The sequence below is a fragment of the Oleiagrimonas soli genome (assembly GCF_000761445.1).
Lineage (GTDB): Bacteria > Pseudomonadota > Gammaproteobacteria > Xanthomonadales > Rhodanobacteraceae > Oleiagrimonas > Oleiagrimonas soli.
The window spans coordinates 2,564,017-2,589,357 of record NZ_KN196470.1 but is presented as its reverse complement, the minus strand read 5'-3'; the positions used below and the strand labels follow the sequence as shown (position 1 = coordinate 2,589,357).

Below are 25,341 nucleotides of genomic sequence, written 5' to 3'. Positions count from 1 at the left end.
GATGCATGCCGGGTCGGCCGCGATGGGCCGGCCCGGGACGTGCGGCGATGAATCAGCCGGCGCGCATCTCGCGCACTTCGGCGCGGTGGTGGTCGGTGAGCTTTTCCTTGTGCTTGCGCAACTGGGCGACCAGTTTGTCGATCAGCACGTCGATGGAGGCGTACATGTCGCTGTCGCAGGCCTGGGCATGCACGGTGGCGCCGGCGGCGTTGACCGTGCCCTCGGCGCGTTGTTCCAGCTTTTCCACGCTCAGGACCACGTTGAGCGAGGTGATGTTGTCGAAGTGTCGCGTGAGGCGGTCCAGCTTGGATTGCAGGTGATCGCGCAATGCCGGGGTGACGTCGATCTGGTGGCCGCTGAGTTGAACGTGCATGGTCGCCTCCTGATAGGGATGTGTGATGCGCCGCAAGGCGCGTGACGCCGCTCGTGCGGCGTCGGGCAGTCCCTTGCGTCGGGCAACCCGGGGCTTCATGCCGTTCGCGCGGTCCGTGGTCGGGACGTCGATGCGAGCGGGTTGCCTGGAAAAGCGTTACTTCGTTTTTCGTGCCTCCTGGGTTAAGACGGTTCGATGCAGCAAGGGTTCCCGATGGCGCCTCAATTGATACGCTGGCGTTCATTCGAACTGGGGATGCGCAGCTGCTCGCGGTACTTGGCGACGGTGCGGCGCGCCACCTGGATGCCGCGCTCGTTGAGCTGCTCGGCCAGCGCCTTGTCCGACAGCGGCCGGCTGGTGTCCTCTTCGTCGACCAGCTTGCGCAACATGGCCTGGATCGCCGTGGCCGACGCGCTGCCGCCGGTGTCGGTGGAAACGCCGGACGAGAAGAAGTACTTGAATTCAAAGGTGCCGCGCGGCGTGTGCAGGTATTTGCGCGTGGTCACGCGTGAGATGGTCGATTCGTGCATGCCGACCTGTTCGGCGACTTCGCGCAGCACCAGCGGTCGCATCGCTTCCGGACCGTAGTCGAGAAACGCGCTCTGTCGGCGCACGATGGCCTCGGCGACCTTGAGGATGGTATCGGCACGCGACTGCAGGCTCTTCAGCAGCCAGCGGGCTTCCTGCATGCGTCCGCGCAGGTAGGCGGCGTCCTCGCGGGTGGCTTGTTTGATGAGGCTGCAGTAATGCTGGTTGAGACCGAGCCGTGGCTGCGAATCGGGGCTGAGGCTGACGCGCCAGCGCGTGCCGTCGCGCCAGACGTAGGCGTCGGGGGTGACGTATTCGACCGGCGTGGGGTCCAGGCGCGCGCCCGGGCGCGGGTCCAGGCTGCGGATCAGCGCGCTGGCGTCGGCGACGTCCTCGATCTGCGCCTTCAGTTTGCCGGCCAGGCGCGGCAGGTCATTCTTGGCCAGCAGGTCCAATCCGATCTCGACGATGCCGCAGGCCAGGGCGAGATGCGGAGTGTCGGTCTCCAACTGCTGCAATTGGGCCAGCAGGCAGTCGCGCAGGTCGAGGCTGGCCACGCCGGCCGGGTCCAGCAACTGCAGTCGACGACGCACTGCGTCGATTTCCGCCTCGTCCACGCCGTACTGCGACGGCAGCGCGGCGAGCACCGGCGCCAGACCGTCGTGCAGGTAGCCGTCGTCGTCGAGCCCGTCGATGATGGCCAGGGCGATGGCTTCCTCGCGCGGTGACAGCGACTCCAGGTTGAGCTGCCACACCAGATGTTCGCGCAGGCCCTCGGGCGCGGCGTTCTGCGGCTCGAAGTCGTCCTCGTCGCCACCGCTGCCGCTGCCGTTGACCGAGCCGCCGCTGGAACCATAGGACTCGGCTTCGCGGGAAGGATCGTTCTCCCAGTCCTCGGTCTTGGTCTCGGCGGCGGTTTCGGCCGGCAGCTCGGCGTCGGCGGCCGGCTCGGAGAGGTTGCCGTCGGCGTCGAGCGTGGGCTCGTCGCTCTCGTCGGCAAATTCCAGCAGCGGATTCGTTTCGGTGATCTGGCGCAGTTCGGTCTCGAGTTCGAGCTGCGACAACTGAAGCAGCCGAATGGCCTGCTGCAGCTGGGGCGTGAGCGCGAGCTGTTGGTTGAGACGAAGCTGAAGCCCGGGTTTCATCCGTTAGCGCAAGTACTGGGGTGTCAGGTTCATCCTAACCCCATGCGACGGCTCGGACCAGCGTCCGAAAGGCGCATTTGGTGATCGCGGTCGCGTCGCGGCCTCAGAGTTTGAATTCATGGCCAAGGTACACCTCGCGCACCTTGGGATCGGCCAGGATGTGGGCGGGATTGCCGCGCGCCAGCACTTCACCGTCGTTGAGGATGTAGGCGCGGTCGCAGATGCCCAGCGTCTCGCGCACGTTGTGATCGGTGATGAGCACGCCGATGCCGCGGTCCTTGAGGTGCCGCACGATGCGCTGGATTTCGCCCACCGAGATTGGGTCGACGCCGGCGAAGGGTTCGTCCAGCAGCATGAAACGCGGCCGTCCGGCGAGGGCGCGGGCGATCTCCACGCGGCGGCGCTCGCCGCCGGACAGGCTGATGCCCTTCTGCGTGGCGATGTGGCCGATCTTCAGTTCGTCCAGCAGCGAGTCCAGTTCCTTGCCGCGCTGGCGGGCATCCAGGTCGTCGCGCAGTTCCAGCACGGCGAGAATGTTGTCGGACACGCTGAGTCGACGGAACACTGACGGCTCCTGCGGCAGGTAGCCGATGCCCAGGCGCGCGCGCTCGTGCATCGGTTGGCCGGTGATGTCGGTCTTGTCCAGGCGAATGGTGCCGCCGTCCGCCGGAATCAGCCCGACCACCATGTAGAAGCAGGTGGTCTTGCCGGCGCCGTTGGGGCCGAGCAGGCCGACCACTTCGCCTTCGCGGATGGAGAAGCCGAAATCACGGACCACCTGACGCTGGCGGAACCGCTTCTGCAGGCCTTGCGCGGTAAGCATGCGGCGATCAGTTCCCGGTCGCGGCGCTGGCGGCGGGCGCCGGCGCGGGGGTGGATGCAGCCGGGGACGGTGCGGTCGTGGTCGCGGCCGGTGCGGACGCGTTGGACGCAGGCGCGCTCTTGGCCGGCTGCTGCTTGGCCTTGAATACCAGGTGCACGCGGCCTTCGTCGCTCGTGCTCTGCGCGGTCATGGTGCTGCTCTTGGTGTCGTACACCAGGCGGTCGCCGCTGGCGCTGCCGCGGTTGACCTGCTTGACGTGGGCGTTGCCGGTGAGGATGGCGACGCCTTCGGGCACGTCGTAGTCGATGCTGTCGGCGTTGCCGGTCATCAGATTGCCGTTGTCGTCCAGCTGCTGGATGTGCGCATGACCGGTCAGCACCACGCGCTTGACCTGCGACTGCGCGTCGAAATAGATGGTGGCCAGATCGCTGGTCGCCTTCAGCGTGCCCTGGGTGATGACCACGTTGCCCTTGATGTGGCTGATGCCGTTGGGTTGCGCGCTGGCGTCGGCCGAACGGGCATCGACGTTCACCGGCGGCGAGCGGTCGCTCTGCTTGGCCGTGGCGGCACCGCACAGCAGCAGGCCCAGCAGCCCGAAGGCGGCCAGGCGCAGGACGCGGCGCGGATCAGCGGCGCTTTTGGGCGCTGGGCTTGAAGGTGCCATGGAAGTCATTCAGAAGCTCCATATGCTTGGTATCGAGATCGGCGCGCATGCCGACCCCCGTCATCGTAGCGGTTCCCTGGCGCATCGCCACATGCGCGTCGGTCTGCACCTTGTTCTGCTTGGGCCAGGCGGTGACGTCGCTGGTGTCGATGCTGGCGGCGGCAGCGCCCGCGTACGCCTTGCGGTGCATGTTGACCTTGCCCTGCAGTTTCAGTTCGTCGCCCTTGGCGCTGACCCAGCCGTAGTCGGAATTGCCGGTCCACGGCTCGCCCGGCTGGCCGTTCTTCGGCGGCAGCAGGAAGGTCGGCTGGTTCAGGTACAGCGAGTCGTCGCCTTCGCGGCGCTCCAGGCGCGGCGCCTGCAGGCGGTAGCTCAACTTGCCGTTGTCGCCGTAGCCGTAGAGGGTGAAGTCGTGCAGCGTGTAGCCCGAACGCGGCGGGCCGGCGTCCATGCGGTTGTCGCGCTTGGGCTGCAGCCACCAGACCAGGATCTGCACGATGCCGATCGCCAGGGCCAGCGCGATCATGCTCGCGATCAGGCGACGCGTGGTCACGACCAGCGCTCGTATTCGGCGGCGGACTTGCCCTGCGCGGCCAAAATCATGTCGCAAACTTCGCGCGCCGCGCCTTCGCCGCCGCGCAGGCGGGTCTGCCAGTGCGCCTGTTCGGCCACCCACGGATGCGCGTTGGCCACGGCCACGGCCAGGCCGACTACGCGCATCGGCGCCAGGTCGGGCAGGTCGTCGCCGACGAAGGCGGCCTGATCGGGCTGCAGCGACAGCGCGTCCAGCAGCTCCGCGAGGGTTTCGCGCTTGTTGCCCTGGCCCTGGTAGAGATGGGCGATGCCGAGGTCGTTGGCGCGCTCGGCCAGCGCATGGCTGATGCGGGCGGTAATGAAGGCGACTTCGATGCCGTGGGCGTGCAGGCGCTTGATGCCGAGACCGTCGTGGGCGTGGAACAGCTTGGTCTCGCGTCCGTCCGCGCCGTACCACAGGCGACCGTCGGTCAGCGTGCCGTCGACATCGAAGGCGACCAATCGGACACGTGCCGCGCGCTCGCGCACCATGTCGGGAATATCGGTCAGGAAGTCGAAGGGCATCGGATCGGATCGGCAGTGAAAACGACAGGCGGCATGCTACCAGAGCGGCGGTGGCGGGCGATGGCCGTCGGGCTCCCTTGAGTGGCGTTCGCAGGCCAGGCTTGGAGTGGTCATGTCGGCGAAAGTCGGGTGGATGATTTGTTTCGGCAGTAGAGGCGCTGGGTCCCGGCTTTCGCCGGGATGACGGTTGTGGGGGCTTTTCGAGTTCCGGGTTCCGGGTTTTGCGTCCAGCGTTTTGAGTCCCCGGCAACGGGTTTTTGCTCGCTGCGACGCAAACGGTTGAACCCTAAAAAAGATCAGACCACGCGGGCGCGCAGCAGATCGTGGATGTTCAGGGCGCCGACGACGATATTGTCCGCATCCACCACCAGCAGCGCGTGGATCTGATGCTTCTCCATCAGCTGCGCGGCTTCGACGGCCAGCTTGTCCGGCGTCACCGTCTTCGGGCCGCGGGTCATCAGGCTCTCGACGCTGGCCTGGCGCAGATCGACGTTGCGGTCGTCCAGCGCGCGGCGCAGGTCGCCGTCGGTGAACACGCCCAGCAGGCGCTGTTCGGCGTCGACCACGGCGGTCATGCCGAGGCGCTTGCGAGTCATTTCCATCAGCGCCTCGGTCAGGCTGGCCTGCGGCGGTACGCGCGGAATGCCGTCGTCGCGGTGCATGATGTCGGCGATGTGCAGCAGCAGGCGGCGTCCTAGACTGCCGGCGGGGTGCGAGCGGGCGAAGTCGTCGGCGGTGAATCCGCGCGCTTCCAGCAGCGCGATCGACAGCGCGTCGCCCATCACCAGCGCGGCGGTGGTGCTGGCGGTCGGCGCCAGACCCAGCGGGCAGGCCTCGGCCGGCACGCTGACGTCCAGATGGGCATCGGCCTGCTGCGCCAGCGACGATCGCGGGTTGCCGGTCATGGCGATCAGCGGGATGCCCTGGCGCTTGATGACCGGAAGAATGAACAGCACTTCATCGGTTTCGCCGGAGTTGGACAGGGCCAGCACCACGTCCTGCGGCATGATCATGCCCAGGTCGCCGTGGCTGGCTTCGCCCGGATGCACGAAGAAGGCCGGCGTGCCGGTCGAGGCCAGGGTGGCCGCGATCTTGCGGCCGATGTGGCCGGATTTGCCCATGCCGGTGACCACCACGCGGCCCTCGCAGGCCAGGATGGTACGGCAGGCGGCGCTGAAATCGCCGTCGATGCGCGGTTCCAGCGAGCGGATCGCGGCGGCTTCGGTCGCGATCACGGTGCGGGCGCTGCGCGCCAGGCTGTCAGCCGTGGCAGGACCCGCGGGCAGCGTGGCCGGGGCGATTTCGGTGCTCATGCTCTCTCCGGACGGGCGGCGCTCTCGGATGGCCCTGAATCGGGGCCGACGGGCGTGGCTTCTGTCGTTCCTGTGCCGCAGGTTTTCCATTACCATGCCATGATTGCATTTTACCTTTTATTGACGGACGTGTGCGGCGCTGCGCATTCAGCCAGCGTTCGGTCGCCCGGTCCGCAAACCACCGCATCAGAACGCTTTCCATGGATCCAGCCAGCATCAAGAACCTGATCGAGAACGGTCTCGACGGCGCCCGCGCCGACGTGCGCGGCGACGACGGCGTGCATTTCGAGGCCGAGGTCGTATGCGCCGCCTTCGCCGGCAAGTTGCCGCTGGCGCGGCATCGCATGGTCTATGCGACGCTCGGCGAGCGCATGGGCGGCGAGATCCACGCATTGAGCCTGAAGACCTGGACGCCCGAGGAAGCGCAGACGCGCGGTCTCGGTGGCGCCGGCGATTCATGACGGTACGGACGCGCTCCGCACCGTTCCGGCGGGACCGCGCTTGTCGGCGCGACCGCCGCCCCACGAGGAACACATAAAGACATGGCCAAAATCGTCATTTCCGGCGGCGACCCGCTCTCCGGCGAAATCCAGATCTCCGGCGCCAAGAACGCCGTGCTGCCCATTCTCGCGTCGTGCCTGCTGGCCGACGAGCCGGTCACCATCGGCAACGTGCCGCATCTGCACGACGTCACCACGACGATGGAACTGCTCGGTCGCATGGGCGTCTCGCTGGTGCTGGACGACCGCATGACCATCGAGGTCGATCCGACCACGATCGACCGTTTCTTCGCGCCGTACGATCTGGTCAAGACCATGCGCGCGTCGATCCTGGTGCTGGGACCGCTGGTGGCGCGCTACGGCCAGGCCGAGGTGTCGTTGCCGGGCGGCTGCCAGATCGGTTCGCGACCCGTCGACCAGCATATCCGCGGCTTGCAGGCGCTGGGCGCCGACGTCGTGGTCGAGAACGGCTACATCAAGGCCCGCGCCAAGCGCCTGAAGGGCGCGCGCATCGTCATGGACATGGTGACCGTCACCGGCACCGAGAACATCATGATGGCGGCGACCCTGGCCGAGGGCACCACCGTCATCGAGAATGCCGCGCAGGAGCCGGAGGTGGTCGATCTGGCCAACTGCCTCAATGCGATGGGCGCGCAGATCGAAGGCGCGGGCAGCGCCAATCTGGTCATCCATGGCGTCGAGCGTCTGCACGGCTGCCATTACGACGTGCTGCCGGACCGCATCGAGACCGGCACCTTCCTGATCGCCGCCGCCATCACCGGCGGCAAGGTGCGCACGCGCAACGCGCGCCCTTCGACGCTGGATTCGGTGCTGGCCAAGCTGGAGGAGACCGGCGCGCATCTGGACGTCGGCGAGGACTGGATCGAACTGGACATGCGCGGCAAGCGACCGCGCGCCGTCAACATCAGTACCGCGCCGTATCCCGCGTTTCCGACCGACATGCAGGCGCAGTTCACCGCGCTCAACTGCGTGGCGGAGGGCGTGGGCGTGATCACGGAGACGGTGTTCGAGAACCGCTTCATGCACGTGCACGAATTGCAGCGCCTGGGCGCGGACATTCGCCTGGAAGGCAATACCGCGATCATCAAGGGCGTCACCCACATGAGCGGTGCGCCGATCATGGCGACCGACCTGCGCGCCTCGGCCTGCCTGGTACTGGCCGGTCTGGTGGCCGGCGGCGACACCACGGTCGACCGCGTGTATCACATCGATCGCGGCTACGAGAACATCGAGGAAAAGCTGGGCACGCTGGGCGCGAAGATTCGCCGCCTGCCCAACTGAGGGCGGGGAGCGGAAAAGTGGGGCAGGGTGCGCCTTGCGGATCGGTCGATCCGAAGAGATTTGCTGCGGACGCGGTCTGCCATGGGTGGGCCGCGGCGTGATGTACGCCCTACGCAAAGCCTGCCGTTCCCGCAGCACTTCCCACGGACGTCATTCCTGCGTAGGTACGCTGCTGTCCGGAATATTTCGGGGACCGCAACCGCAAGCTGTTGCAGCGTTTTCCTGGCAAGCAAGGCATTCCAATTCGACTCAAAATTCCAAAGGAGCGTCATCCCGGCTTTCGCCGGGATGACGACCTTGTAGGACTTCGAGTCCCGACTCCCCTTTACTCGCGCCGGAAACTCTTCAGCAGCATCGTCAGGTGGCCGCCGGCGCGCTGCGCCAGTTTCACCGGCACCGGATAGCGGCTGGGCACGTACCAGGCCGAGAAGTCCTTGCTGTCGTCGGTGCGGTCCACGCGCACGGCGTCGAAACGACCGGCCGGCACCTGCACGGCACTCTTGCCGGTGACCGCGTAGCGTTGCATCTCGACGCGGTCCTTCACCGCCACGGGCAGCGCGACCTTGTTCGCGCCGCTTTCCAGCGCGTAGCCGAGGGCCAGCGGCATGCTGTGGCGTTCGACCAGGCCGGGCTTGGCGGCGTAATCGAAGGTCTTGCCGTCGTCGACGACGCGCACCGTGTCGTGCGACCAATCCACATGCACCTCGCGCTGGCGACTCTTGATGGCCGCCTGCATGCGGTAGTCGTAGCTCAGCGCCTCCGGGTGACCGTCGTGCCAGCGGAAGTGCGAGGTTTCGTCGACGCTGGCGCCGAGCAGGCTGGCCAGCCCGGACGTGCCGCGCATGCGCGAGGTGTAGACCCAGTTGGCGCCGTCGCTGCGCAGTTGCAGCGTGCTCTCGCCGATGGGCGAACCGTTGCGCAGCACCTGGTAGGTGGCGGTGAACGGCTTGGGTGTGCTGGCCGCGGACGCGGCGCCGGCGGTCAGCACCAGGGCCGTCAGGGCGATGCAGCGGAAAAGCTTGGAGATATGCATGGCGCCAGTGTGAGGGCGCCAAGCTGAATCGCAGTTCACGCGATGCGCAGCGTTTCGCCGTCCAGCTGCAGCGGCTGGCGCAGCGGCGTGCCGTCGAAGGCGATGCCTTGCGCGGTCAGTTTCAGACGGCCGTCCGCGATCAGCGCCACGGCCGCCGGCAGCAGGCGGTGCTCGAAGGGCAGCAGGCGCTCGGCGAGATCGGCCTCGGTGTCGCCCGGTCGTACGTCGATGCGGGCCTGGGCGATCACCGGTCCGCCGTCGAGTTCCGGACTGACGAAGTGAACGCTGGCGCCGTGTTCGGTGTCGCCGGCTTCCAGCGCGCGCCGATGCGTGTGCAGGCCTCGGTATTTCGGCAGCAGCGAGGGATGCACGTTGACCATGCGTCCGCGCCACGGGTTCACCGCATCGGCGTCGAGAATGCGCATGAAGCCGGCCAGCACCAGCAGCTGCGCACCGCTTTCGGCGACGCGACGGAACAGGTCGAGATCGTAGTCGCGGCGCGTGGCGTAGCCGGCCGGGTCGAGCGCCAGGGTGGCGATGCCGGCCGCCTCGGCGTGGCGCAGGGCCGGCGCTTCGGTACGGTCGCTGGCGACCAGGCGAAGGTCGATCGGCAGGCCGGCGTCACGGGCGCGGATCAGCGCCTGCAGGTTGCTGCCGCGGCCGGACGCCAGCACGGCGACGGGCAGGAGGGCGCGAGTGTTCATGTCGAAGGCCGCGTGCGTCGCGGCGTCAGGCGATGCGTACGCGCGGCGCGTCCGAAACGGCCGTCACGCGACCGATCACCTGCGCCGGCAGGGCATGCTCGCGCAGCGCGGCGACGGCGGCGTCGGCCTGATCCGCCGCCAGGATCAGCGTGAAGCCGATGCCGCAGTTGAAGGTGCGCCACATTTCCTCGCGCGCCAGCTTGCCTTCGCGCTGCAGCCAGTCGAACACGGCGGGCAGGGTCCAGCTGCCGCTGTCCAGCTCGATGCCGAGACCTTCGGGCACCACGCGGATGATGTTTTCCAGCAGGCCGCCACCGGTGATGTGCGCCATGCCGTGCACCTCGACCTGCTTGCGCAGCGCCAGCATCGGCTTGACGTACAGCGTGGTCGGCGCCATCAGGGCGTCGGCCAGCGGCGTGCCGTCGAGGTCCATGTCCAGGGGGCTGCCGGCGCGTTCGAGCACCCGACGGATCAGCGAGTAACCGTTCGAGTGCGGGCCGGACGAGGCCACGCCGACGATCACGTCGCCGTGACGGATCGCGCTGCCGTCGAGCAGCTCGGACTTTTCCACCGCGCCGACGGAAAAACCGGCCAGGTCGTATTCGCCGGGCGGGTACATGTCCGGCATCTCGGCGGTCTCGCCGCCGATCAGCGCGCTGCCGGACAGCTCGCAGCCGCGGGCGATGCCGCTGACCACGGCGGCGGCGACCTCGACGTCCAGCTTGCCGGTGGCGAAGTAGTCGAGGAAGAACAGCGGTTCGGCGCCCTGCACCAGGATGTCGTTGACGCACATGCCGACCAGGTCGATGCCGATGGTGTCGTGGCGGCCCAGTTGCTGCGCCAGTTTCAGCTTGGTGCCGACGCCATCGGTGCCCGACACCAGCACCGGCTCGCGGTAGCGACCGCTCATGTCGAACAGCGCGCCGAAACCGCCCAGGCCGCCCATGACCTCGGGCCGCAGGGTGCGCTTGACCATCGGCTTGATGCGTTCGACCAGCGCGTTGCCGGCGTCGATGTCCACGCCGGCGGCGCGATAGGTGAGGGCGTCGTTTTCGGCGGACATGCGTTTCGTATCCGGTCGCTGCAAGGGGGTGAAACGGTCGCGCGGCGTGCGGAACGCGCGCGGATGCGAGGGTGCACATGATAGACGTTGCAGCCGCAATTGGGCAGACTTTCAGGAACAGCCGTCCCCAAGGCGGCCATGAATTCCGCTCTGCGAGTGCCCCGATGCGTATCCGTTTCCTGTTCATTCTTGCTCTGGCGCTGACCGGCGCGAGTATCGCCGCACCGCGCGCACACGCCCAGGCCATAGGCTACAGCGCGACCGTTCCGGTCAACGACACCTCGGACGCGCAGCGCGATCACGCCTTTTCCGTGGCGCTCGGGCAGGTGCTAACGCGCACGGCCGGCGCCTCGATCACCACCGCCTCCGGCTACACCGACGCGCTGGGCACGGCGTCGGGGCTGGTGCAGGACTACCGTTACACGCGCAGCGCCAGCGGGGCGTCGCAGCCGTTCGTGCTGCAGGTGCAGTTCGATCCGGCCGCGGTGCAGCAGCTCGCCGCCAGCCTGCAGAAGCAGATCGCCGCGGCCAACGCCACGTCGGGTCCCGCGACGGTGGGCGGGGCGATGGCGGGCAGCGTCGGCGCGGCGAACATGAGTCGCCAGAACGTCACGGTATGGGTCGCGCCGATGCAATCCGGCCTGGATCTTCCGCAACTGCTTTCCGTGCTGCGCGCCAACGCCCAGGTCGCCTCGGTCGAACCGGTGGGTGCGGACGGCGACGGCGTGCTGCTGCGTCTGCATGCGCGTAGCGCCATGTCGGATGTGCTGCCCTCCTTGCAGGCGGGCGGCCATCTGCAGCTCGATCCCGCGACGCATCCCGGCGCGGATCTGAGCCTGCGCTGGCTGCGGTGAGGTCGACGGGGGCGCGTGCCGATCATGACTCCCGCGGCGACGATCTGGCGGCATCTGCCCAACCTGATCTCGTCGTTGCGTATTGTGCTGGTCGTGCCGGTCGCCTGGCTGATGCTCGAACACCGCTACGGAAGCGCGCTGTGGCTGGCGCTGGTGGCCGGTTCGTCCGATGCGCTGGACGGCTGGCTGGCGCGCCGCTTCGGCTGGCGCAGCCGACTGGGCGCGTTCCTCGATCCGGCGGCCGACAAGTTGCTGCTCATGACCAGCTACCTGGTGCTTGCGCTGATGGCGCAGCTGCCGTGGTGGCTGGCGCTGCTGGTGCTGGGGCGCGATCTGGTGATTCTCGGCGGCGCGCTGGGCTATCGCCTGCTGATCGGGCCGTTCACGGCCAAACCGAGCCGTATCGCCAAGTTCTGCACCATGCTGCAGATCGTCTACGTGCTGCTGGTGCTGCTGCGCAGCAGCGCGCTGCCGGCGCTGCATCTGCAGCCGATGCAATGGCTGGTGGCCGTGCTGACCGTGGCCAGCGGTCTCGACTACGTGCTTCGCTGGGCCGCGCGCGCCCGGCGCGAGGCCCACGCTCAACGCAATCGTTGCAAGGGGATGCCGCATGACGCCTGACATTGCCCGCCGCTGGCAGGGACTGGTTCTGGCCCTGGTGCTGTTCGGAGTGCTGTGGCTGCTGGCGCCGGTGCTGATGCCGTTCGCGGTGGCGGCCGGATTCGCCTACCTCGGCGATCCGATCGCGGACCGTCTGGAACGCTGGAAAATGAGCCGCACGCTGGCGGTGAGCCTGGTGTTCGCCTGCATGCTGCTGATCGTGGCCGGCGCGCTGCTGCTGCTGGTGCCGCTGCTGCAGCACCAGATCCGCAACTTGATCGAGAACATCCCGCGCTACGTCGAGTGGGTGCGCGGCGTGGCTATGCCGTGGCTGCAGGCGCACCTGCATCTGAATGCCGAGGCCTTCGATACGCAGAAACTGGTCGATACGCTGAAACAGCACATCGGCTCGGTCAGCGGCATCGCCGCGGCGGTGCTGGGCAAGGTCTCGCGCTCGGGCTTCGGTCTGATCGCCTGGCTGGCGAACCTGGTGCTGATTCCGGTGGTGACGTTCTACCTGCTGCGCGACTGGGACGTGTTGATGGCGCGCATCGAGCGCATGCTGCCGCGTCGCCAGGCGCCGGTGATCCGCCGCCTGGCGCGCGAATCGGATCAGGTGCTGGGCGCGTTCGTGCGCGGACAGCTGCTGGTGATGCTGGCGCTGGGCGTGATCTACGGCACCGGACTGACCTTGATCGGGCTGTCGGTCGGACCGCTGATCGGCATGGTGGCCGGCCTGCTCAGTTTCGTGCCGTATCTGGGCTTCATCATCGGTCTGGGCGCGAGCCTGATCGCGGCGCTGGTGCAGTACGGCGACTGGATGCACATCGCGCTGGTGCTGGTGGTGTTCGGCATCGGCCAGGTGCTGGAAGGCTACGTGCTGGTGCCGCGGCTGGTCGGCAACAAGATCGGCCTGCACCCGGTGGCGGTGATCTTCGCGGTGCTGGCGGGCGGGCATCTGTTCGGTTTTCTCGGCGTGCTGCTGGCGCTGCCGGCGGCGGCCGTGATCATGGTGCTGCTGCGCTACGGCTACGAGCGCTATCGGGTCAGCGACCTGTACGGGCACGAGCACGATCCGCCGGTGCTGGACGAAGACGGTGCGACGCAGGCATCGTCCGTCCCCGACGTACGCGAATCGGACGATTGACGTGAACCAGCTTCCGCTCGCCCTGCGCTGGCCGCGTCGCCAGCGCTTTGAACATTTCCACGCCGGCGAGAACGCCGCCGCCGTCGCCGCGGTGCAGCGCACGGTGGAGGGTGGCGACGCGCCGTGGGTGTTTCTCGCCGGACCGGCCGGCAGCGGCAAGACGCATCTGCTGGCGGCGGCCTGTCAGGCCGCCAGCGAGGCCGGCAAGCGCGTGCAGTACCTGCCGTTGCGTGCCCTGCGCGGACCGGCCGAGCAGGCCATCCGCGGCAGCGGCGGCTGCGATCTGCTGGCGCTGGACGACGTCGACGCGCTGGCCGGCGAGCGCGAAGCCGAGCACGCGCTGTTCGATCTCTACAACCGTTGCCGCGCGGAGGGCGCGACGCTGCTGTTCGCTGGCAGTGAGCCGCCGGCGCAGCTGGGGCTGACGTTGCCCGACCTGCGTTCGCGCCTGGGCATGTGCACGCTGGCGATGCTGCGTCCGCTGAGCGAGGCCGAGCGCCGCGACGTGCTGCGCACGCGTGCGCAGGCCCGCGGCATCGAACTCGACGATGCGGTACTGGATTGGCTGTTCGCGCATCACGCGCGCGATCTGGGTGCGCTGAGCGAATTGCTGGACGAGATCGACCGCGCGTCGCTGGCCGCCAAGCGCCGCGTCACCGTGCCCTTCGTGCGCAATCTGCTCAGGGGCGGTGCCTGAAGCGTTTCGGGCGTGTGCCGGCGGCGAGTGGAGCCCGCCCCGTGTCTCACCACGTGCGTACATATCCGCGATCGTCGGGCAGACGCTGTCCGCCTGACGGATGCTGCAAGATCAAGGCGTGTGAACGACAGGCAGAGTCCGCCTGCGCGCCCTGTGCCTGAGGCCCGCAGGCTTGCTCAGGCCTTGAGCAGCTTCGGTGGCAGCGTCTTGCCGGCGGCCTCGACCATGCTGCGCACCAGGTGGTGGTTGGCGGCGATCAGGTTGCCGCTCTCCGGCAGGCCGTCGCGGCCGGCGAAGTCGGCGAACGTGCCGCCCGCTTCGCGCACCATCAGGCAACCGGCGGCCATGTCCCACGGTTTCAGGCCAATCTCGAAATAGCCGTCGAAGCGCCCGGCCGCGGTGTAGGCGAGGTCCAGCGCGGCCGAACCGGTGCGGCGAAGGTCTTCGGCCTGGGTCAGCAGCAGGCGGGTCATTTCCAGCTGCGCATCGAGGTGGGCGCGCTGGCGGAAGGGGAAGCCCGTGGCCAGCATCGCGCCGTCCAGGGACTCGCGCTTGCCGACGCGCATGCGGCGGTCGTTGAGGTAGGCGCCGTCGCCCTTGCTGGCGGTGAACAGCTCGTCGCGCAGCGGGTCGTAGATCACGCCGTACACCGGCTCGCCTTTCTCCAGCATGGCGATGGAGACGGAGAAATGCGGGATGCCGCGCAGGTAGTTGTGGGTGCCGTCGAGCGGGTCGATGACCCACATCAGGTCGCCCTTGCCGGTCAGACCCGATTCTTCGCCCAGGAACGAGTGGCGCGGATAGGCGCGCCTCAGTTCGCGGATGATCTCGGCCTCGGCGGCGCGGTCGACTTCGGACACGAAGTCCATGCGCTGCTTCTCGACCACGGCGACGCTGTCGAGGCGATTCATGTAGCGCAGGATGACATTTCCTGCGGCGCGCGCGGCACGGGCCGCCACATTGACTGCGGGTCTGGGCATGGTCGTCGAAGGCTTGCAAAGAACGGGGTGTTGCGTCGGACGCAACGGCGCGCAAGCTTAGCAGAGCTGGAAGGCCGCGCCCAATCCCCGCGTGTCTGCGTGACGCAAACCGACCGGGCTGCACGGTCGATGGCCCGGTTCGGCTCTCGCGATTCCTGACTCACGGCAACGGCCGCGCACCGGCGAATCGTCGACATGCCGTGCTCCCGCTGCCGCCGATCTGCCTCGCTCGTTCCTGGCGGCCGCGCTGCTAGTAGACTCTGCGGTTTGTCCGTCGACCGATGTCCGTGATCCCGATGACCGATTCCCAGGCTTCCGCGCGCGTCCGCTACGTGCTGGTGCGCACCTCGCACCCCGGCAATATCGGCAGCGCCGCGCGCGCCATCCGCACCATGGGCTTCGACCGCCTCGACCTGGTGACGCCGCATCGCTACCCCGATCCCGAGGCCGATGCCCTGGCGGCCGGTGCGCCCGGCGTGCTGGAGGCGGCGCGGGTGCACGACGATCTGCCTTCGGCATTGTCCGGATGCAGCCTGGCGTTCGGCCTGAGCGCGCGCCGGCGCGGCGTCACGCTGCCCGAGCTGACGCCCGAACAGGCCGCCGAGCAGGCCTGGCAGGCGGCGCGCGAAGGCCGCGAGGTGGCGTTGGTGTTCGGCAACGAGCAGAGCGGTCTGGCCAATGAGGAGCTGGCGCACTGCCACGCGATGGTGCGCATTCCCAGCGTCGAGGACTACAGCTCGCTGAATCTGGCGCAGGCGGTGCAGGTGGTGGCTTACGAGATGCGCCTGGCCAGCCTGCAGGGCGCGGCGCCGGAGCTGCCGGAACCGAAGGACCCGCCGGCCGATCTGGCGCAGATGGAGCAGTTCTTCACGCATCTGTCGCAGGCGCTGCACGACATCGATTTTCACAAGGGGCGCTCGCCGCGCACCATCGAGCTGCGTCTGCGCAAGCTGTTTCTGCGCGCCGAACCGGATCAGCGCGAGTTGCGCATCCTGCATGGCATCCTGGCCGAGGCGCAGCGCGTGCAACGGCGCGCGCAGGGCGAAGGCTGAGCCGCGCCCGCGTTCTCAGAACATCTTCGCCATCGCGTCCAGCACCACGCTGCTGAAGATCGCCGCCAGCACGAACACCGCGACCGACAGCACCCACAAACCGATCAGCAGGGCGCCGTCGCGCTCGATCAGGGCAATGGCGTAGGCCAGCATGAACACGCCGAACAGGTAGTTGGTGAACGGGATCGGCAGCGCCAGCAGGATGCCGAGCAGGGTCAGGAACAGCCCGGTGACGATGCTGACCGGGCGGTCCGTCAGCGACTGCAGGCGCGGCTTGCACATGCGTTCGAGCCGTTGCAGCACCGGCAGCGTGCGGTCGAGGAACTTGCGCACGGAGGTGCAACGCAGCGGGCGAAAGCGCAGCCGCCGCGGCATCCACGGCTGCTCCATGCCGATCAGCATCTGCAGACCGAGCACGATGATCATCGACCCCATGATGCCGCCGATGCCCAGCGGCGCGGGAATGAAGTTCGGGATCGCCAGCAGCAGCAGGAGACAGCCGAAGGCGCGCGCGTGCAGTGGCGCGAGCAGCGCGTCCAGGGTGATGAATTCGCCTTCCTGCGCCGCCACGGTGTCGGCGAGGATGCGCGTGGTGCGCCGCTCGTGGCCGGGATTCACGCGTGTTCGGCCTGGGGTGCGACGGCGTGGCCCTTGCCGGGCTCGGCCACGATGCGCACGCGGTCGATGCGCGCGCCGTCGACGCGCGCGACCTCGAAGCGCCAGCCGCGCCAGCTGAAGGCGTCGCCGACCTGCGGGATGCGCGCGAAGGCCGTCATCACCATGCCGGCGACGGTGTTGAAGTCGTGCTCGTCCTCGTTGGGCAGATGATCGAGGTGCAGCAGTTCGCGCAGGTCTTCGGTCGCCAGGCTGCCTTCGACCAGCCAGCTGCCGTCGGCATGGCGCATGATAGGCGACTGCTCGCCGCCCTCGCCGGGCTGGCTCTGGCCGACCACGGCGGAGAGCACGTCGTTGAGCGTGACCAGGCCCTCGATGTCGCCGTATTCGTCGACCACCAGGGCCATCTGCGTGTCGGCATCGCGGAACGATTCCAGCAGGTCCAGCGCGCGCGCCGTCTCGGGGATGTACAGCGGCTTGACCAGGTCGCGGAACAGATCGGTTTCGCCGCGCAGCATGCCGTCGAGCATGCGCTTGACCTCGACCACGCCCAGCACCTCGCTCTCGTCGCCGCGGTAGACCGGGAAGCGCGAGAACGAATGCGCCTGCAGCTCCTGCAGGTTTTCCTCGCGCGAGGCGGCGGCGTCGAGCCAGGCGATGCGCGTGCGCGGCGTCATCACGCTGTCGACCGGGCGGTCGCCCAGGCGCAGCACACGGTTGACCATGTTGCGCTCGTCGGCATCCAGCACGCCCTGTTCGACGCCTTCGGCCACCAGCAGGCGGATTTCCTCCTCGGTCACCGCCGAGCGGCGCGCCTTGTTCAGGCGCAGCAGTTTCAGGATCAGCGTGCTGGCGCCGTTGAGCACCCACACGAAGGGCGCGACCAGCCGCGACAGCAGCAGCATGGGCACGGCGATGGCGGAAGCCAGGCGTTCGGGCGCGACCAGCGCCACGCGCTTGGGCACCAGCTCGCCGATCACGATCTGCACCGTGGTCACGATGACGAAACCGATCAGCCAGCCGCTGGCCGTCGCGTAGGGCGACAGCCAGGCCATGTCCAGCGCGCGGACGATCGCGGTGAAGCGCGCGCCCAGCGCGGCGCCGGTCACGGCGCCGGTGATCAGCATGACCAGGGTGATGCCGACCTGTACGGTGGACAGGAATCGGTCCGGATGCTCGGCCAGCTGCAGGGCCACCCGAGCGCGCGCACTGTGCCGCGCCATCTGCTTCAGGCGGCTCTTGCGCGAGGCCACGATGGCCATTTCGGACAGGGCGAAGAAGCCGTTGAGAATCGACAACAGCAGGATCAGTCCCAGTTCGGTCAGCATGCGCGCTCGGTGCGTCTCGGTGAAGTCCGTTGGCAGTGTAACCGGGTTTGCCCGGCGCACGCAGTGTCGTCGCGGCGGACGTTCAGTGAGTGCGGAGAAATGTGACAGTACGGTTACAATGGTCCGATTCGCGCATCGTTCGGCGCGTCCCGAAAAACCACAGGAGCGGTCCGACCGTGTTCTCACTGCAAACCATCTTCGGCAAGGGCGACAAGTTCTACGGACTTCTGGAGCAGAGCGCGGATGCGGCGCGTGACAGCGCGCGCGCCGTGCACAAGCTGGTCAGCCCCGGCGGCGGCAGTCCCGACATCGCCGCGTTCTCGGCCGCGCGCAAGCGCGAGAAGGACCTGGCCCAGCAGATCAGCGAGGAGCTGGTGAACACCTTCGTCACCGCGCTCGACCGCGAGGACATCGAGGCGCTGAACGCCGCGCTGTACAAGATTCCGAAGACGGTGGAGAAGTTCGCCGAGCGCTACGCGATGGTCAACGACCGTCTGCATGGCATCGACTTCACCCAGCGCACCGAGCTGCTGATGCGCGCCTCCGACGTGGTGCGCGAGATGATCGGCCAGCTGCGCAAGGGCATGCGCATCGACGCCATGCGCAAACTGCAGGATCGTCTGCAGGCGCTGGAGTCGGAAGCCGACCGCCTGCTGCTGGAGCCGTACCGCGAGATGTACGTCAAGAGCACCGACCCGGTGCGCATGGTGCTGGTCAAGGACCTGTACGAGTTGCTCGAACGCGCCATCGACAAATGCCGCGACGTCGGCAACGTGACGTACTCCGTCGTGCTGAAGAACTCCTGAGGTCGCCGCCATGAGCCTGGACATGCTCATCGTGACGATGGTGATCGCGCTCGCCTTCACCTACATCAACGGCTTCCACGACACCGCCAACTCGATCGCCACGGTGGTCGCGACCAAGGTGCTGTCGCCGGGTCAGGCGGTGGTGCTGGCGGCGATCACCAATCTCGTTGGCGCCCTGTGGGGCACGGCCGTGGCCAAGACCATCGCCTCGGGCCTGGTCGATTCGGGCATCGTTTCCGTGGGACCGGAATTCCTGATCTGCGCTTTGCTGGGCGCGGTGGTCTGGAACCTCATCACATGGTGGTGGGGCCTGCCGTCCAGCTCCAGTCACGCGCTGGTCGGCGGTCTGGTCGGCGCGGCCGTGGCTGCATCCAGCGGCAAGTTCGACGCGGTGATCTGGTTCCGCGGCGGCGCGCACTGGTGGCAGGGACACGGCGTGATTCCCAAGGTGATCGTGCCGATGGTGGTGTCGCCGGTGATGGGCTTCGTGCTCGGCATTACCGTGATGGGGCTGCTGTATGCGCTGTTCGCCTGGTTCAACAATCGCAGTGGGCGTCTGCACCGCTACGGACGCACGCCGTTCGTCAACGCGTTCTTCGGCAAGGCGCAGATCGTTTCCGCGGCCGCGATGGGTGTGTCGCACGGCATGAACGACGCGCAGAAGTCGATGGGCATCATCGCCCTGGCGTTGGCCGGTGCGACCGCCGCCGGCAGCCTCGACCATCTGCCGCACTGGCTGCACTTTTTGCAGATTCCGGAGGATGCCAACGGCGGATTTCCGGTGCCGGCATGGGTGGCGGCGGTGTGCGCGCTGACCATGGCGGCGGGTACGGCCGGCGGCGGCTGGCGCATCATCAAGACGCTGGGCCACAACATGGTCAAGCTGCACCCGATCAACGGCTTCGCCGCCGAGAGCAGCGCGGCCGTGGTCATCATCATCGCCTCGGTGTTTGGCATCCCGGTGTCGACCACGCACAACGTGTCGGCGGCGATCATGGGCGTGGGCGCGGCCAAGCGCTTCAATGCGATCCGCTGGACCGTGGTCGAACGCATGGTGTGGGCGTGGATTCTGACCCTGCCGATCACCGCGCTGATCGCCTACGGACTGTTCCGCGGTTCGCAGTGGCTGTTCTGATCGCGCGGACGGTCTAGCCGATCAGCGAGACGGCGGAACGCCCGGTTCCGCCGTCTGCGTTTTGCTATTGCGCGTCGTGTGTCGTACGACCTCAGGCCGCCGGCGGAAAGACCTTGGCTTCGAGCATGCGGCCGCGCGGGCTGCGCGTGGCCAGATGCAGCGCGGTGGCGGCCAGTTCCTCCGGATCGATCCAGCTGGCGGGATCGACGTCCGGCATCGCCTCGCGGTTGCCGATGGTGTCGACCGCGCCCATCGGATACATCACCGCAACGTTGACGCCCTTCGACGCGACCTCGGCGTGCACCGACTTCAGCCACGCGATCAACGCGGCCTTGGCCGCCGCGTAGGGACCCTTCGACGCGCCGCCGTCGAGCGCGGCGTCCGCGCCCACGCCCAGCACGAAGCCCTTGCCGGCTTCCAGCATGCCCGGCAGCACGGCGCGGGTGGCGTTGAAGGCGGTGCGGAAATTGATGTCCAGCTGCGCTTCGAGCTGCTGGCTGCTGGTTTCGGTGGCGCCGCTCATGTCGAAGCCACCGGCGATGTTGAGCAGCGCGTCGACATGGCCCAGGCGCTTCTGCAATTCGGCCATGCCTTCGCGTGCCTTGCTCTCGTCGACCAGGTCGATCTGCACCGTGAGCATGCCGTCGTGGTCGCGTTCCAGCCGCGTCTTCTCGGCTTCGTTGTAGGCCACCAGACCGAGCTTCCAGCCGGCCCTGGTGAAGGCCTTGACGATGTGGCCGGCGATGGCGCCGCCGGCGCCGGTGATGATCGCGGTGTGCTGAGTCATGCCTTGCTCCGTGAACGAATGCGGTCGCGGATTATCCCACAGCGCGTCGCGCGGCCCCGAACGCGTGGCGCGGGTAGTGTCGTTCAGAACGCGTCGTTCTCGCTGGAGATGGCTTTTTCCAGCTGGTCGCCCAGATTCGCCAGTTCGACGATCAGGCCTTCCAGTTCCTCCTGGGTCAGCAGGTCGTACGGACGGTTCTCGCACAGATGGATATACGGCGAGCCGTCGAGATCGCTGACCGCCAGATAGCCCACGCGCTGCGCCCAGTTGAAGCGCAGGCAGCGGCGGGCGTCGGTGCCGACCAGCGGGCCGATGGGCGTGGAGATGCGCAGATACTTGCGCTCGCCCTCGTCTTCGAGTTCAGCCAGGTACATGCCCTGGGAACGGCCGTCGGCCAGGGCCACGTCGAAACTGATGAGGTAGGGGTCGTTGTGGCGCAGCGGGTACTGGCTGCCCAGATGCGAACGGATGGCTTCGAAGTGCTGCATGGCATGCATTCCCGTGAGATTCGCCGGCAATGGTAGCGTAGCGCCCATGAAGGCCGAGTATCGACGCATCTTGCAGGCCGTGGCCGCGATTCCGCCGGGCCGCGTGGCCAGCTACGGGCAGATTGCCGCACGCGCCGGGCTGCCGGGCCGCGCGCGCATGGTCGGCAAGGTGCTCGGCTACCGTACCGAGGGCATGGAACTGCCGTGGTTCCGCGTGCTGCGCGCGGATGGGCGCATTGCCTTCGAGCCGGGCAGCCGCGGGTTCCGCGAACAGACCGAGCGCCTGCGCGCCGAAGGCGTCGAGGTGCGCAATGGCCGCATCCGCATGCAGGATTTCGGCCTCGATCACGATCTCGATCGCGCCTTGTGGGGCATCCCCGACTGATGCGCAGGACAGCGGCGGACGGCATCCCGCGTGCGACGACGCTGGGTGCGGGCCGGGCGCTTTGCTAGCATCGCGGGATGACGGCGCGCGCCGTCCCGCCTTCCTCACGTAGTGCCCGAGCGTTCATGACCGATTCCACCGCCGCTGCCGCCGCTGCTTCCTCCGTGTCGGCCGCGACGTCCTCCGAAGCCCTGCAGACCCTGCGCCGCGTGTTCGGCTATACCGCGTTCCGCGGGCCGCAGCAGGCCATCATCGAGCATGTCATCCACGGCGGCGATGCACTGGTGCTGATGCCGACCGGCGGCGGCAAATCGCTGTGCTACCAGTTGCCTGCGCTGATGCGGCCGGGTACGGCGATCGTGGTGTCGCCATTGATCGCGCTGATGCAGGACCAGGTCGAGGCGCTGAATCAGGTCGGCGTGGAGGCGGCGTTTCTCAATTCCAGCCTCGACGGCGCGGCGCAGGCCGAGGTCGAACGGCGGTTTCTGGCCGACGGGCTGAAGCTGCTGTACGTGGCGCCGGAGCGTCTGCTGACCGGGCGTTTCCTGGAATTGCTGGGGCGGGTCGAGCTGTCGCTGTTCGCCATCGACGAGGCCCATTGCGTGTCGCAGTGGGGGCACGATTTCCGCCCGGAATACCGTCAGCTGACCGTGCTGCACGAGCGCTTTCCGCAGGTGCCGCGCATCGCGCTCACGGCGACGGCCGACGCGCCGACGCGGCGCGAGATCGTCGAGCGCCTGGCGCTGAACGAGGCCGAGCAGTTCGTGTCCAGCTTCGACCGGCCGAACATCCGCTACCGCGTCGTGCACAAGGAGCAGGCGCGGCCGCAGCTGAAGGCGTTCCTGGCCGGTCACGAGGACGAGTCGGGCATCGTCTACTGCCTGTCGCGGCGCAAGGTCGAGGAGACCGCCGCGTGGCTGCAGGAGCAGGGCGTGAACGCGCTGCCGTATCACGCCGGCCTCGACGCCGAGACGCGTGCGGCGCATCAGCAGCGCTTCCTGCGCGAGGACGGTATCGTGATGTGCGCGACCATCGCCTTCGGCATGGGCATCGACAAGCCGGACGTGCGCTTTGTCGCGCACCTGGATCTGCCCAAGAGCCTGGAGGGTTATTACCAGGAAACCGGTCGCGCCGGCCGCGACGGATTGCCCGCCGAGGCCTGGATGGCGTACGGACTCGGCGATCTGGTCACGCTGGCGCAGTTCATCCAGCGATCGGAAGCCAGCGAGGAGCGCAAGCGTCTGGAACGCGCCAAGCTCGATGCCTTGCTGGCCTTCGCCGAGACCACGCGTTGCCGTCGGCAGCACTTGCTGGGCTACTTCGGCGAGACGCTGGAACAGCCCTGCGGCAACTGCGACAACTGCCTCGAACCGCCACCGACCTGGGACGCCACCGAGGCCGCGCAGAAGGCGCTCTCGTGCGTGTACCGGACCGGGCAGCGCTACGGTGTGGGTTATCTGGTCGATGTGTTGCTGGGCAAGGACAACGAACGCATCCAGGCGCAGGGGCACGATCATCTCAGCGTGCACGGCATCGGTCATGACCTGGACGCACGGCAATGGCGCGGCGTCTTTCGCCAACTGGTCGCCCATGGACTGCTGATGCCGGATGCGGAAGGCTACGGCACGCTGCAGCTGACCGAAGCGGCGCGTCCCGTGCTGCGCGGCGAGAGCCGTCTGCAGTTGCGCCGCGAACCGGACCGCAGCCAGCGCCGCGCCAGTCGGCGCACGTCTGCTTCGGGCGGCGAGCGCGGCAGTCTCGACATCGCGCCGCACGAGGAGCGTCTGTGGCAGGCCCTGCGCGAAGCGCGCGCGAAGCTTGCCAAGGAGCAGGGCGTGCCGGCGTACGTGATCTTTCACGACGCGACCCTGTACGCGATGCTGCGCGAGCGTCCCGCCGACCGCGAGGCGCTGGCCGCGATCAGCGGCGTCGGCGCGCGCAAACTGGAGCGCTACGGCGAGCAGTTCCTGGATGTGCTGAACGCCGGGGACGCATGACCCGTATTTGCCGAATCCGTGCATGCAAGCCGGCTTCAGACGCATGCGCGTGACGGCGGAAAACGCCGTGGTTATGCGCCTGCATGAACCTCGTCACAGTTTCGACGGCCCGTCGTCACACGCATGACGCATCCCGCCCGCTAGTCTGAAAAGACTTGTATTCAGGGAGGGGAGCAACATGCGTTCGTACGTTCGCGTGCTGGCGATGATCGCCGCACTGGTCTGGATCGCGCCGGCGTTTGCCGACTCGCAGACCTTCATCAACGAAATCCATTACGACAACAGCGGCACCGACACCGGCGAGGCGGTCGAGATCGCCGGTCCGGCCGGCACCAATCTGTCCGGCTGGCAGGTGGTGCTGTACAACGGCAGCAACGGCGCCAGCTACGCCACCTACACGCTGTCGGGCACGCTGTCCGACCAGTGCAGCGGCTACGGCGTGACCACGGTATCGACGCCGGGCATCCAGAACGGCGCGCCCGACGGCATCGCGCTGATCGACGGCAGCGGCATCGTGCGCCAGTTCATCAGCTACGAAGGTTCGTTCACCGCGACCTCCGGTCCGGCCTCGGGCGTGACCAGCACCGACATCGGCGTCAGCGAAGGCAGCGCCACGCCGGTGGGGCAGTCGCTGCAGCTGTCCGGCAGCGGTTCCTACGCCAGCGACTTCACCTGGCTGGCGCCGGGTACGTCGAGTTTCGGCCAGTGCAACCCGGGCGAGACCTTCGTGTCTTCCGGCGGCGGCTCGGGCGGTGGCACGGGTAGCGGCAGCAGCCTGCAGAACGGCGTGCCGGTCAGCGGCATCTCCGGCAGCCAGGGCGCGTTCTCGCAGGCGTACACCGTCGACATTCCGTCGGGCGCCAGCAACCTCGTCATCACGATGTCCGGCGGCTCCGGCGATGCCGACATGTACGTGAAACTGGGTGCCGAGCCGACGCTGAGCAGCTACGACTGCCGCCCGTACACCGCCGGCAACAACGAAACCTGCACCATGACCACGCAGGCCGGCACGTACTACGTGAAGCTGTACGGCTACAACAGTTACAGCAACGTCACCCTGGAGGCGACCTGGACCGCGCCCAGCGGTGGCGGTGGCGGTTCGGGCGGCGGCAGCGGTTATTACGCCAACGTCGACACCAGCAGCCCGACCGCGCTGCGCAACTCGCTGCACACGCTGATCGAGCAGGTGACGAAGATTCCGTACACCGCCTCGACCACCGACACCTGGGACGTGATGGCCGCGGCCGAGCAGGATCCGTGGAACGCCAACAACGTCATCGAGCTGTACACCAACAAGAGCGTGCCCAAGGAAACCGGCGGCAACACCGAGTACAACCGCGAGCACACCTGGCCCAATTCCTACGGCTTCCCGAACGACGGCGCGGACAACTACGCCTACACCGACCTGCACATGCTGATGATCGCCAACATTGCCGACAACAGCGCACGCGGCAACAAGCCCTACGGCAGTTGCAGCGCGTCGTGCACGGAGTATCCGACCGTCGCCAACGACGGCATCGGCGGCGGCACCGGGACCTATCCGGGCAACTCGAACTGGACCGACGGCACCATCTGGGAAGTGTGGATGGGCAAGCGCGGCGACGTCGCGCGTGCGCTGCTGTACATGGACGTGCGCTTCGAGGGCGGCACCAATCCGTACACCGGCTACGCCGAGCCGGACCTGGTGCTGACCGACGACATGTCCAAGATCGTCACCACCGGCGGCAACGCCACAGGCAAGGCCTACATGGGCAAGCTGTCGGTGCTGCTGCAGTGGGCGCAGCAGGATCCGGTGTCCGACTACGAGCGTCTGCAGAACGACACGGTCGAGTCCTATCAGGGCAACCGCAATCCGTTCGTCGACCATCCGGAGTGGATCGCCTGCGTGTTCCAGAACCAATGCACGCAGTGATCGCTGCCTGAG

Annotated in this window: 27 protein-coding genes; 12 read left to right on the top strand and 15 right to left on the bottom strand. The window is 67.8% G+C overall.

Annotated elements, in window-relative coordinates; translation table 11 throughout:
• Positions 1-52 precede the first annotated feature (52 nt).
• The 7 genes from hpf to LF63_RS11580 all read right to left on the bottom strand — a co-directional run bounded on the left by hpf (position 53) and on the right by LF63_RS11580 (position 5,932).
• Positions 53-373: a ribosome hibernation-promoting factor, HPF/YfiA family gene (gene hpf, locus LF63_RS11610; protein ID WP_043101989.1), complete on the bottom strand. Its 321-nt coding sequence runs from the start codon at positions 371-373 to the stop codon at positions 53-55.
• A 221-nt stretch (positions 374-594) separates the two neighbouring features.
• Positions 595-2,046, bottom strand: coding sequence for an RNA polymerase factor sigma-54 (locus tag LF63_RS11605; RefSeq protein WP_043101987.1), 1,452 nt, complete (start codon positions 2,044-2,046; stop codon positions 595-597).
• Positions 2,047-2,149: 103 nt separating this feature from the next.
• Entirely contained in the window at positions 2,150-2,869 is a 720-nt protein-coding gene (lptB, locus tag LF63_RS11600) for an LPS export ABC transporter ATP-binding protein (RefSeq protein WP_043101985.1), read from the bottom strand.
• A 7-nt stretch (positions 2,870-2,876) separates the two neighbouring features.
• Positions 2,877-3,533 carry a lipopolysaccharide transport periplasmic protein LptA gene (gene lptA / locus LF63_RS11595; RefSeq protein ID WP_052395002.1) on the bottom strand — a complete coding sequence of 219 codons (657 nt, stop codon included), beginning with the start codon at positions 3,531-3,533 and terminating at the stop codon, positions 2,877-2,879.
• Positions 3,496-4,086, bottom strand: coding sequence for an LPS export ABC transporter periplasmic protein LptC (gene lptC / locus LF63_RS11590; RefSeq protein ID WP_235205315.1), 591 nt, complete (start codon positions 4,084-4,086; stop codon positions 3,496-3,498). The genes lptA and lptC overlap by 38 nt, the downstream gene beginning before the upstream one ends.
• The gene (locus LF63_RS11585; RefSeq protein ID WP_043101982.1) at positions 4,083-4,631 is read right to left on the bottom strand and encodes a KdsC family phosphatase; all 549 of its coding nucleotides are present in this window, start codon (positions 4,629-4,631) and stop codon (positions 4,083-4,085) included. Before LF63_RS11585 ends, lptC begins: the two co-directional genes overlap by 4 nt.
• A gap of 296 nt (positions 4,632-4,927) precedes the next feature.
• The gene (locus LF63_RS11580; RefSeq protein WP_425477064.1) at positions 4,928-5,932 is read right to left on the bottom strand and encodes a KpsF/GutQ family sugar-phosphate isomerase; all 1,005 of its coding nucleotides are present in this window, start codon (positions 5,930-5,932) and stop codon (positions 4,928-4,930) included.
• A 212-nt stretch (positions 5,933-6,144) separates the two neighbouring features.
• Here LF63_RS11580 and LF63_RS11575 point away from each other — a divergent pair, with 212 nt between their 5' ends.
• The gene (locus LF63_RS11575; protein WP_043101978.1) at positions 6,145-6,405 is read left to right on the top strand and encodes a BolA family protein; all 261 of its coding nucleotides are present in this window, start codon (positions 6,145-6,147) and stop codon (positions 6,403-6,405) included.
• 81 nt (positions 6,406-6,486) lie between these two features.
• Entirely contained in the window at positions 6,487-7,746 is a 1,260-nt protein-coding gene (murA, locus tag LF63_RS11570; RefSeq protein WP_043101975.1) for a UDP-N-acetylglucosamine 1-carboxyvinyltransferase, read from the top strand.
• A gap of 325 nt (positions 7,747-8,071) precedes the next feature.
• Here murA and LF63_RS11565 read toward each other — a convergent pair whose 3' ends face one another.
• From LF63_RS11565 to purM, 3 genes are read right to left on the bottom strand one after another with little or no spacing between them, the layout of a single operon-like run.
• Entirely contained in the window at positions 8,072-8,779 is a 708-nt protein-coding gene (locus LF63_RS11565; protein ID WP_043101974.1) for a DUF3108 domain-containing protein, read from the bottom strand.
• Positions 8,780-8,814: 35 nt separating this feature from the next.
• Entirely contained in the window at positions 8,815-9,483 is a 669-nt protein-coding gene (purN, locus tag LF63_RS11560; protein WP_043101972.1) for a phosphoribosylglycinamide formyltransferase, read from the bottom strand.
• Positions 9,484-9,508: 25 nt separating this feature from the next.
• Complete coding sequence (gene purM / locus LF63_RS11555) at positions 9,509-10,546, bottom strand: phosphoribosylformylglycinamidine cyclo-ligase (protein ID WP_043101970.1); 1,038 nt, start codon at positions 10,544-10,546, stop codon at positions 9,509-9,511.
• Positions 10,547-10,710: 164 nt separating this feature from the next.
• On the opposite strand from purM, the gene LF63_RS11550 reads away from it, so the two are divergent.
• From LF63_RS11550 to hda, 4 genes are read left to right on the top strand one after another with little or no spacing between them, the layout of a single operon-like run.
• Positions 10,711-11,400, top strand: coding sequence for a DUF2066 domain-containing protein (locus LF63_RS11550; protein WP_043101968.1), 690 nt, complete (start codon positions 10,711-10,713; stop codon positions 11,398-11,400).
• Between the two features lie 24 nt (positions 11,401-11,424).
• The gene (locus LF63_RS11545; RefSeq protein ID WP_043101965.1) at positions 11,425-12,021 is read left to right on the top strand and encodes a CDP-alcohol phosphatidyltransferase family protein; all 597 of its coding nucleotides are present in this window, start codon (positions 11,425-11,427) and stop codon (positions 12,019-12,021) included.
• On the top strand, positions 12,011-13,147 hold the full coding sequence (locus LF63_RS11540; protein ID WP_043101961.1) for an AI-2E family transporter: 1,137 nt from the start codon (positions 12,011-12,013) through the stop codon (positions 13,145-13,147). Before LF63_RS11545 ends, LF63_RS11540 begins: the two co-directional genes overlap by 11 nt.
• Positions 13,143-13,844 carry a DnaA regulatory inactivator Hda gene (hda, locus tag LF63_RS11535; protein ID WP_043103776.1) on the top strand — a complete coding sequence of 234 codons (702 nt, stop codon included), beginning with the start codon at positions 13,143-13,145 and terminating at the stop codon, positions 13,842-13,844. The genes LF63_RS11540 and hda overlap by 5 nt, the downstream gene beginning before the upstream one ends.
• A gap of 176 nt (positions 13,845-14,020) precedes the next feature.
• On the opposite strand, the gene LF63_RS11530 is transcribed toward hda, so the two are convergent.
• Entirely contained in the window at positions 14,021-14,824 is an 804-nt protein-coding gene (locus tag LF63_RS11530; RefSeq protein WP_043101958.1) for an inositol monophosphatase family protein, read from the bottom strand.
• Between the two features lie 296 nt (positions 14,825-15,120).
• Here LF63_RS11530 and LF63_RS11525 point away from each other — a divergent pair, with 296 nt between their 5' ends.
• Positions 15,121-15,876: an RNA methyltransferase gene (locus LF63_RS11525; protein WP_043101957.1), complete on the top strand. Its 756-nt coding sequence runs from the start codon at positions 15,121-15,123 to the stop codon at positions 15,874-15,876.
• A 15-nt stretch (positions 15,877-15,891) separates the two neighbouring features.
• On the opposite strand, the gene LF63_RS11520 is transcribed toward LF63_RS11525, so the two are convergent.
• Both LF63_RS11520 and LF63_RS11515 read right to left on the bottom strand, forming a co-directional pair.
• Complete coding sequence (locus LF63_RS11520; protein ID WP_052395000.1) at positions 15,892-16,494, bottom strand: exopolysaccharide biosynthesis protein; 603 nt, start codon at positions 16,492-16,494, stop codon at positions 15,892-15,894.
• On the bottom strand, positions 16,491-17,819 hold the full coding sequence (locus LF63_RS11515) for a hemolysin family protein (RefSeq protein ID WP_052394998.1): 1,329 nt from the start codon (positions 17,817-17,819) through the stop codon (positions 16,491-16,493). The genes LF63_RS11520 and LF63_RS11515 overlap by 4 nt, the downstream gene beginning before the upstream one ends.
• A 176-nt stretch (positions 17,820-17,995) precedes the next feature.
• Between LF63_RS11515 and LF63_RS11510 the strand changes: the two genes are divergently transcribed.
• Both LF63_RS11510 and LF63_RS11505 read left to right on the top strand, forming a co-directional pair.
• The gene (locus LF63_RS11510) at positions 17,996-18,625 is read left to right on the top strand and encodes a DUF47 domain-containing protein (RefSeq protein WP_043101955.1); all 630 of its coding nucleotides are present in this window, start codon (positions 17,996-17,998) and stop codon (positions 18,623-18,625) included.
• 10 nt (positions 18,626-18,635) lie between these two features.
• Positions 18,636-19,760, top strand: coding sequence for an inorganic phosphate transporter (locus LF63_RS11505; RefSeq protein ID WP_184655103.1), 1,125 nt, complete (start codon positions 18,636-18,638; stop codon positions 19,758-19,760).
• 91 nt (positions 19,761-19,851) lie between these two features.
• On the opposite strand, the gene LF63_RS11500 is transcribed toward LF63_RS11505, so the two are convergent.
• Together LF63_RS11500 and LF63_RS11495 are read right to left on the bottom strand one after the other, a co-directional pair.
• Entirely contained in the window at positions 19,852-20,547 is a 696-nt protein-coding gene (locus LF63_RS11500; RefSeq protein ID WP_043101953.1) for an SDR family oxidoreductase, read from the bottom strand.
• Positions 20,548-20,630: 83 nt separating this feature from the next.
• The gene (locus LF63_RS11495; protein ID WP_043103767.1) at positions 20,631-21,035 is read right to left on the bottom strand and encodes a hypothetical protein; all 405 of its coding nucleotides are present in this window, start codon (positions 21,033-21,035) and stop codon (positions 20,631-20,633) included.
• Between the two features lie 46 nt (positions 21,036-21,081).
• On the opposite strand from LF63_RS11495, the gene LF63_RS11490 reads away from it, so the two are divergent.
• From LF63_RS11490 to LF63_RS11480, 3 genes are all read left to right on the top strand, one after another.
• Positions 21,082-21,420: an MGMT family protein gene (locus LF63_RS11490; protein WP_043101951.1), complete on the top strand. Its 339-nt coding sequence runs from the start codon at positions 21,082-21,084 to the stop codon at positions 21,418-21,420.
• A 125-nt stretch (positions 21,421-21,545) separates the two neighbouring features.
• Entirely contained in the window at positions 21,546-23,417 is a 1,872-nt protein-coding gene (recQ, locus tag LF63_RS11485) for a DNA helicase RecQ (protein ID WP_081945199.1), read from the top strand.
• A gap of 178 nt (positions 23,418-23,595) precedes the next feature.
• Positions 23,596-25,329, top strand: coding sequence for an endonuclease (locus tag LF63_RS11480; protein ID WP_052394996.1), 1,734 nt, complete (start codon positions 23,596-23,598; stop codon positions 25,327-25,329).
• Positions 25,330-25,341: the final 12 nt, after the last annotated feature.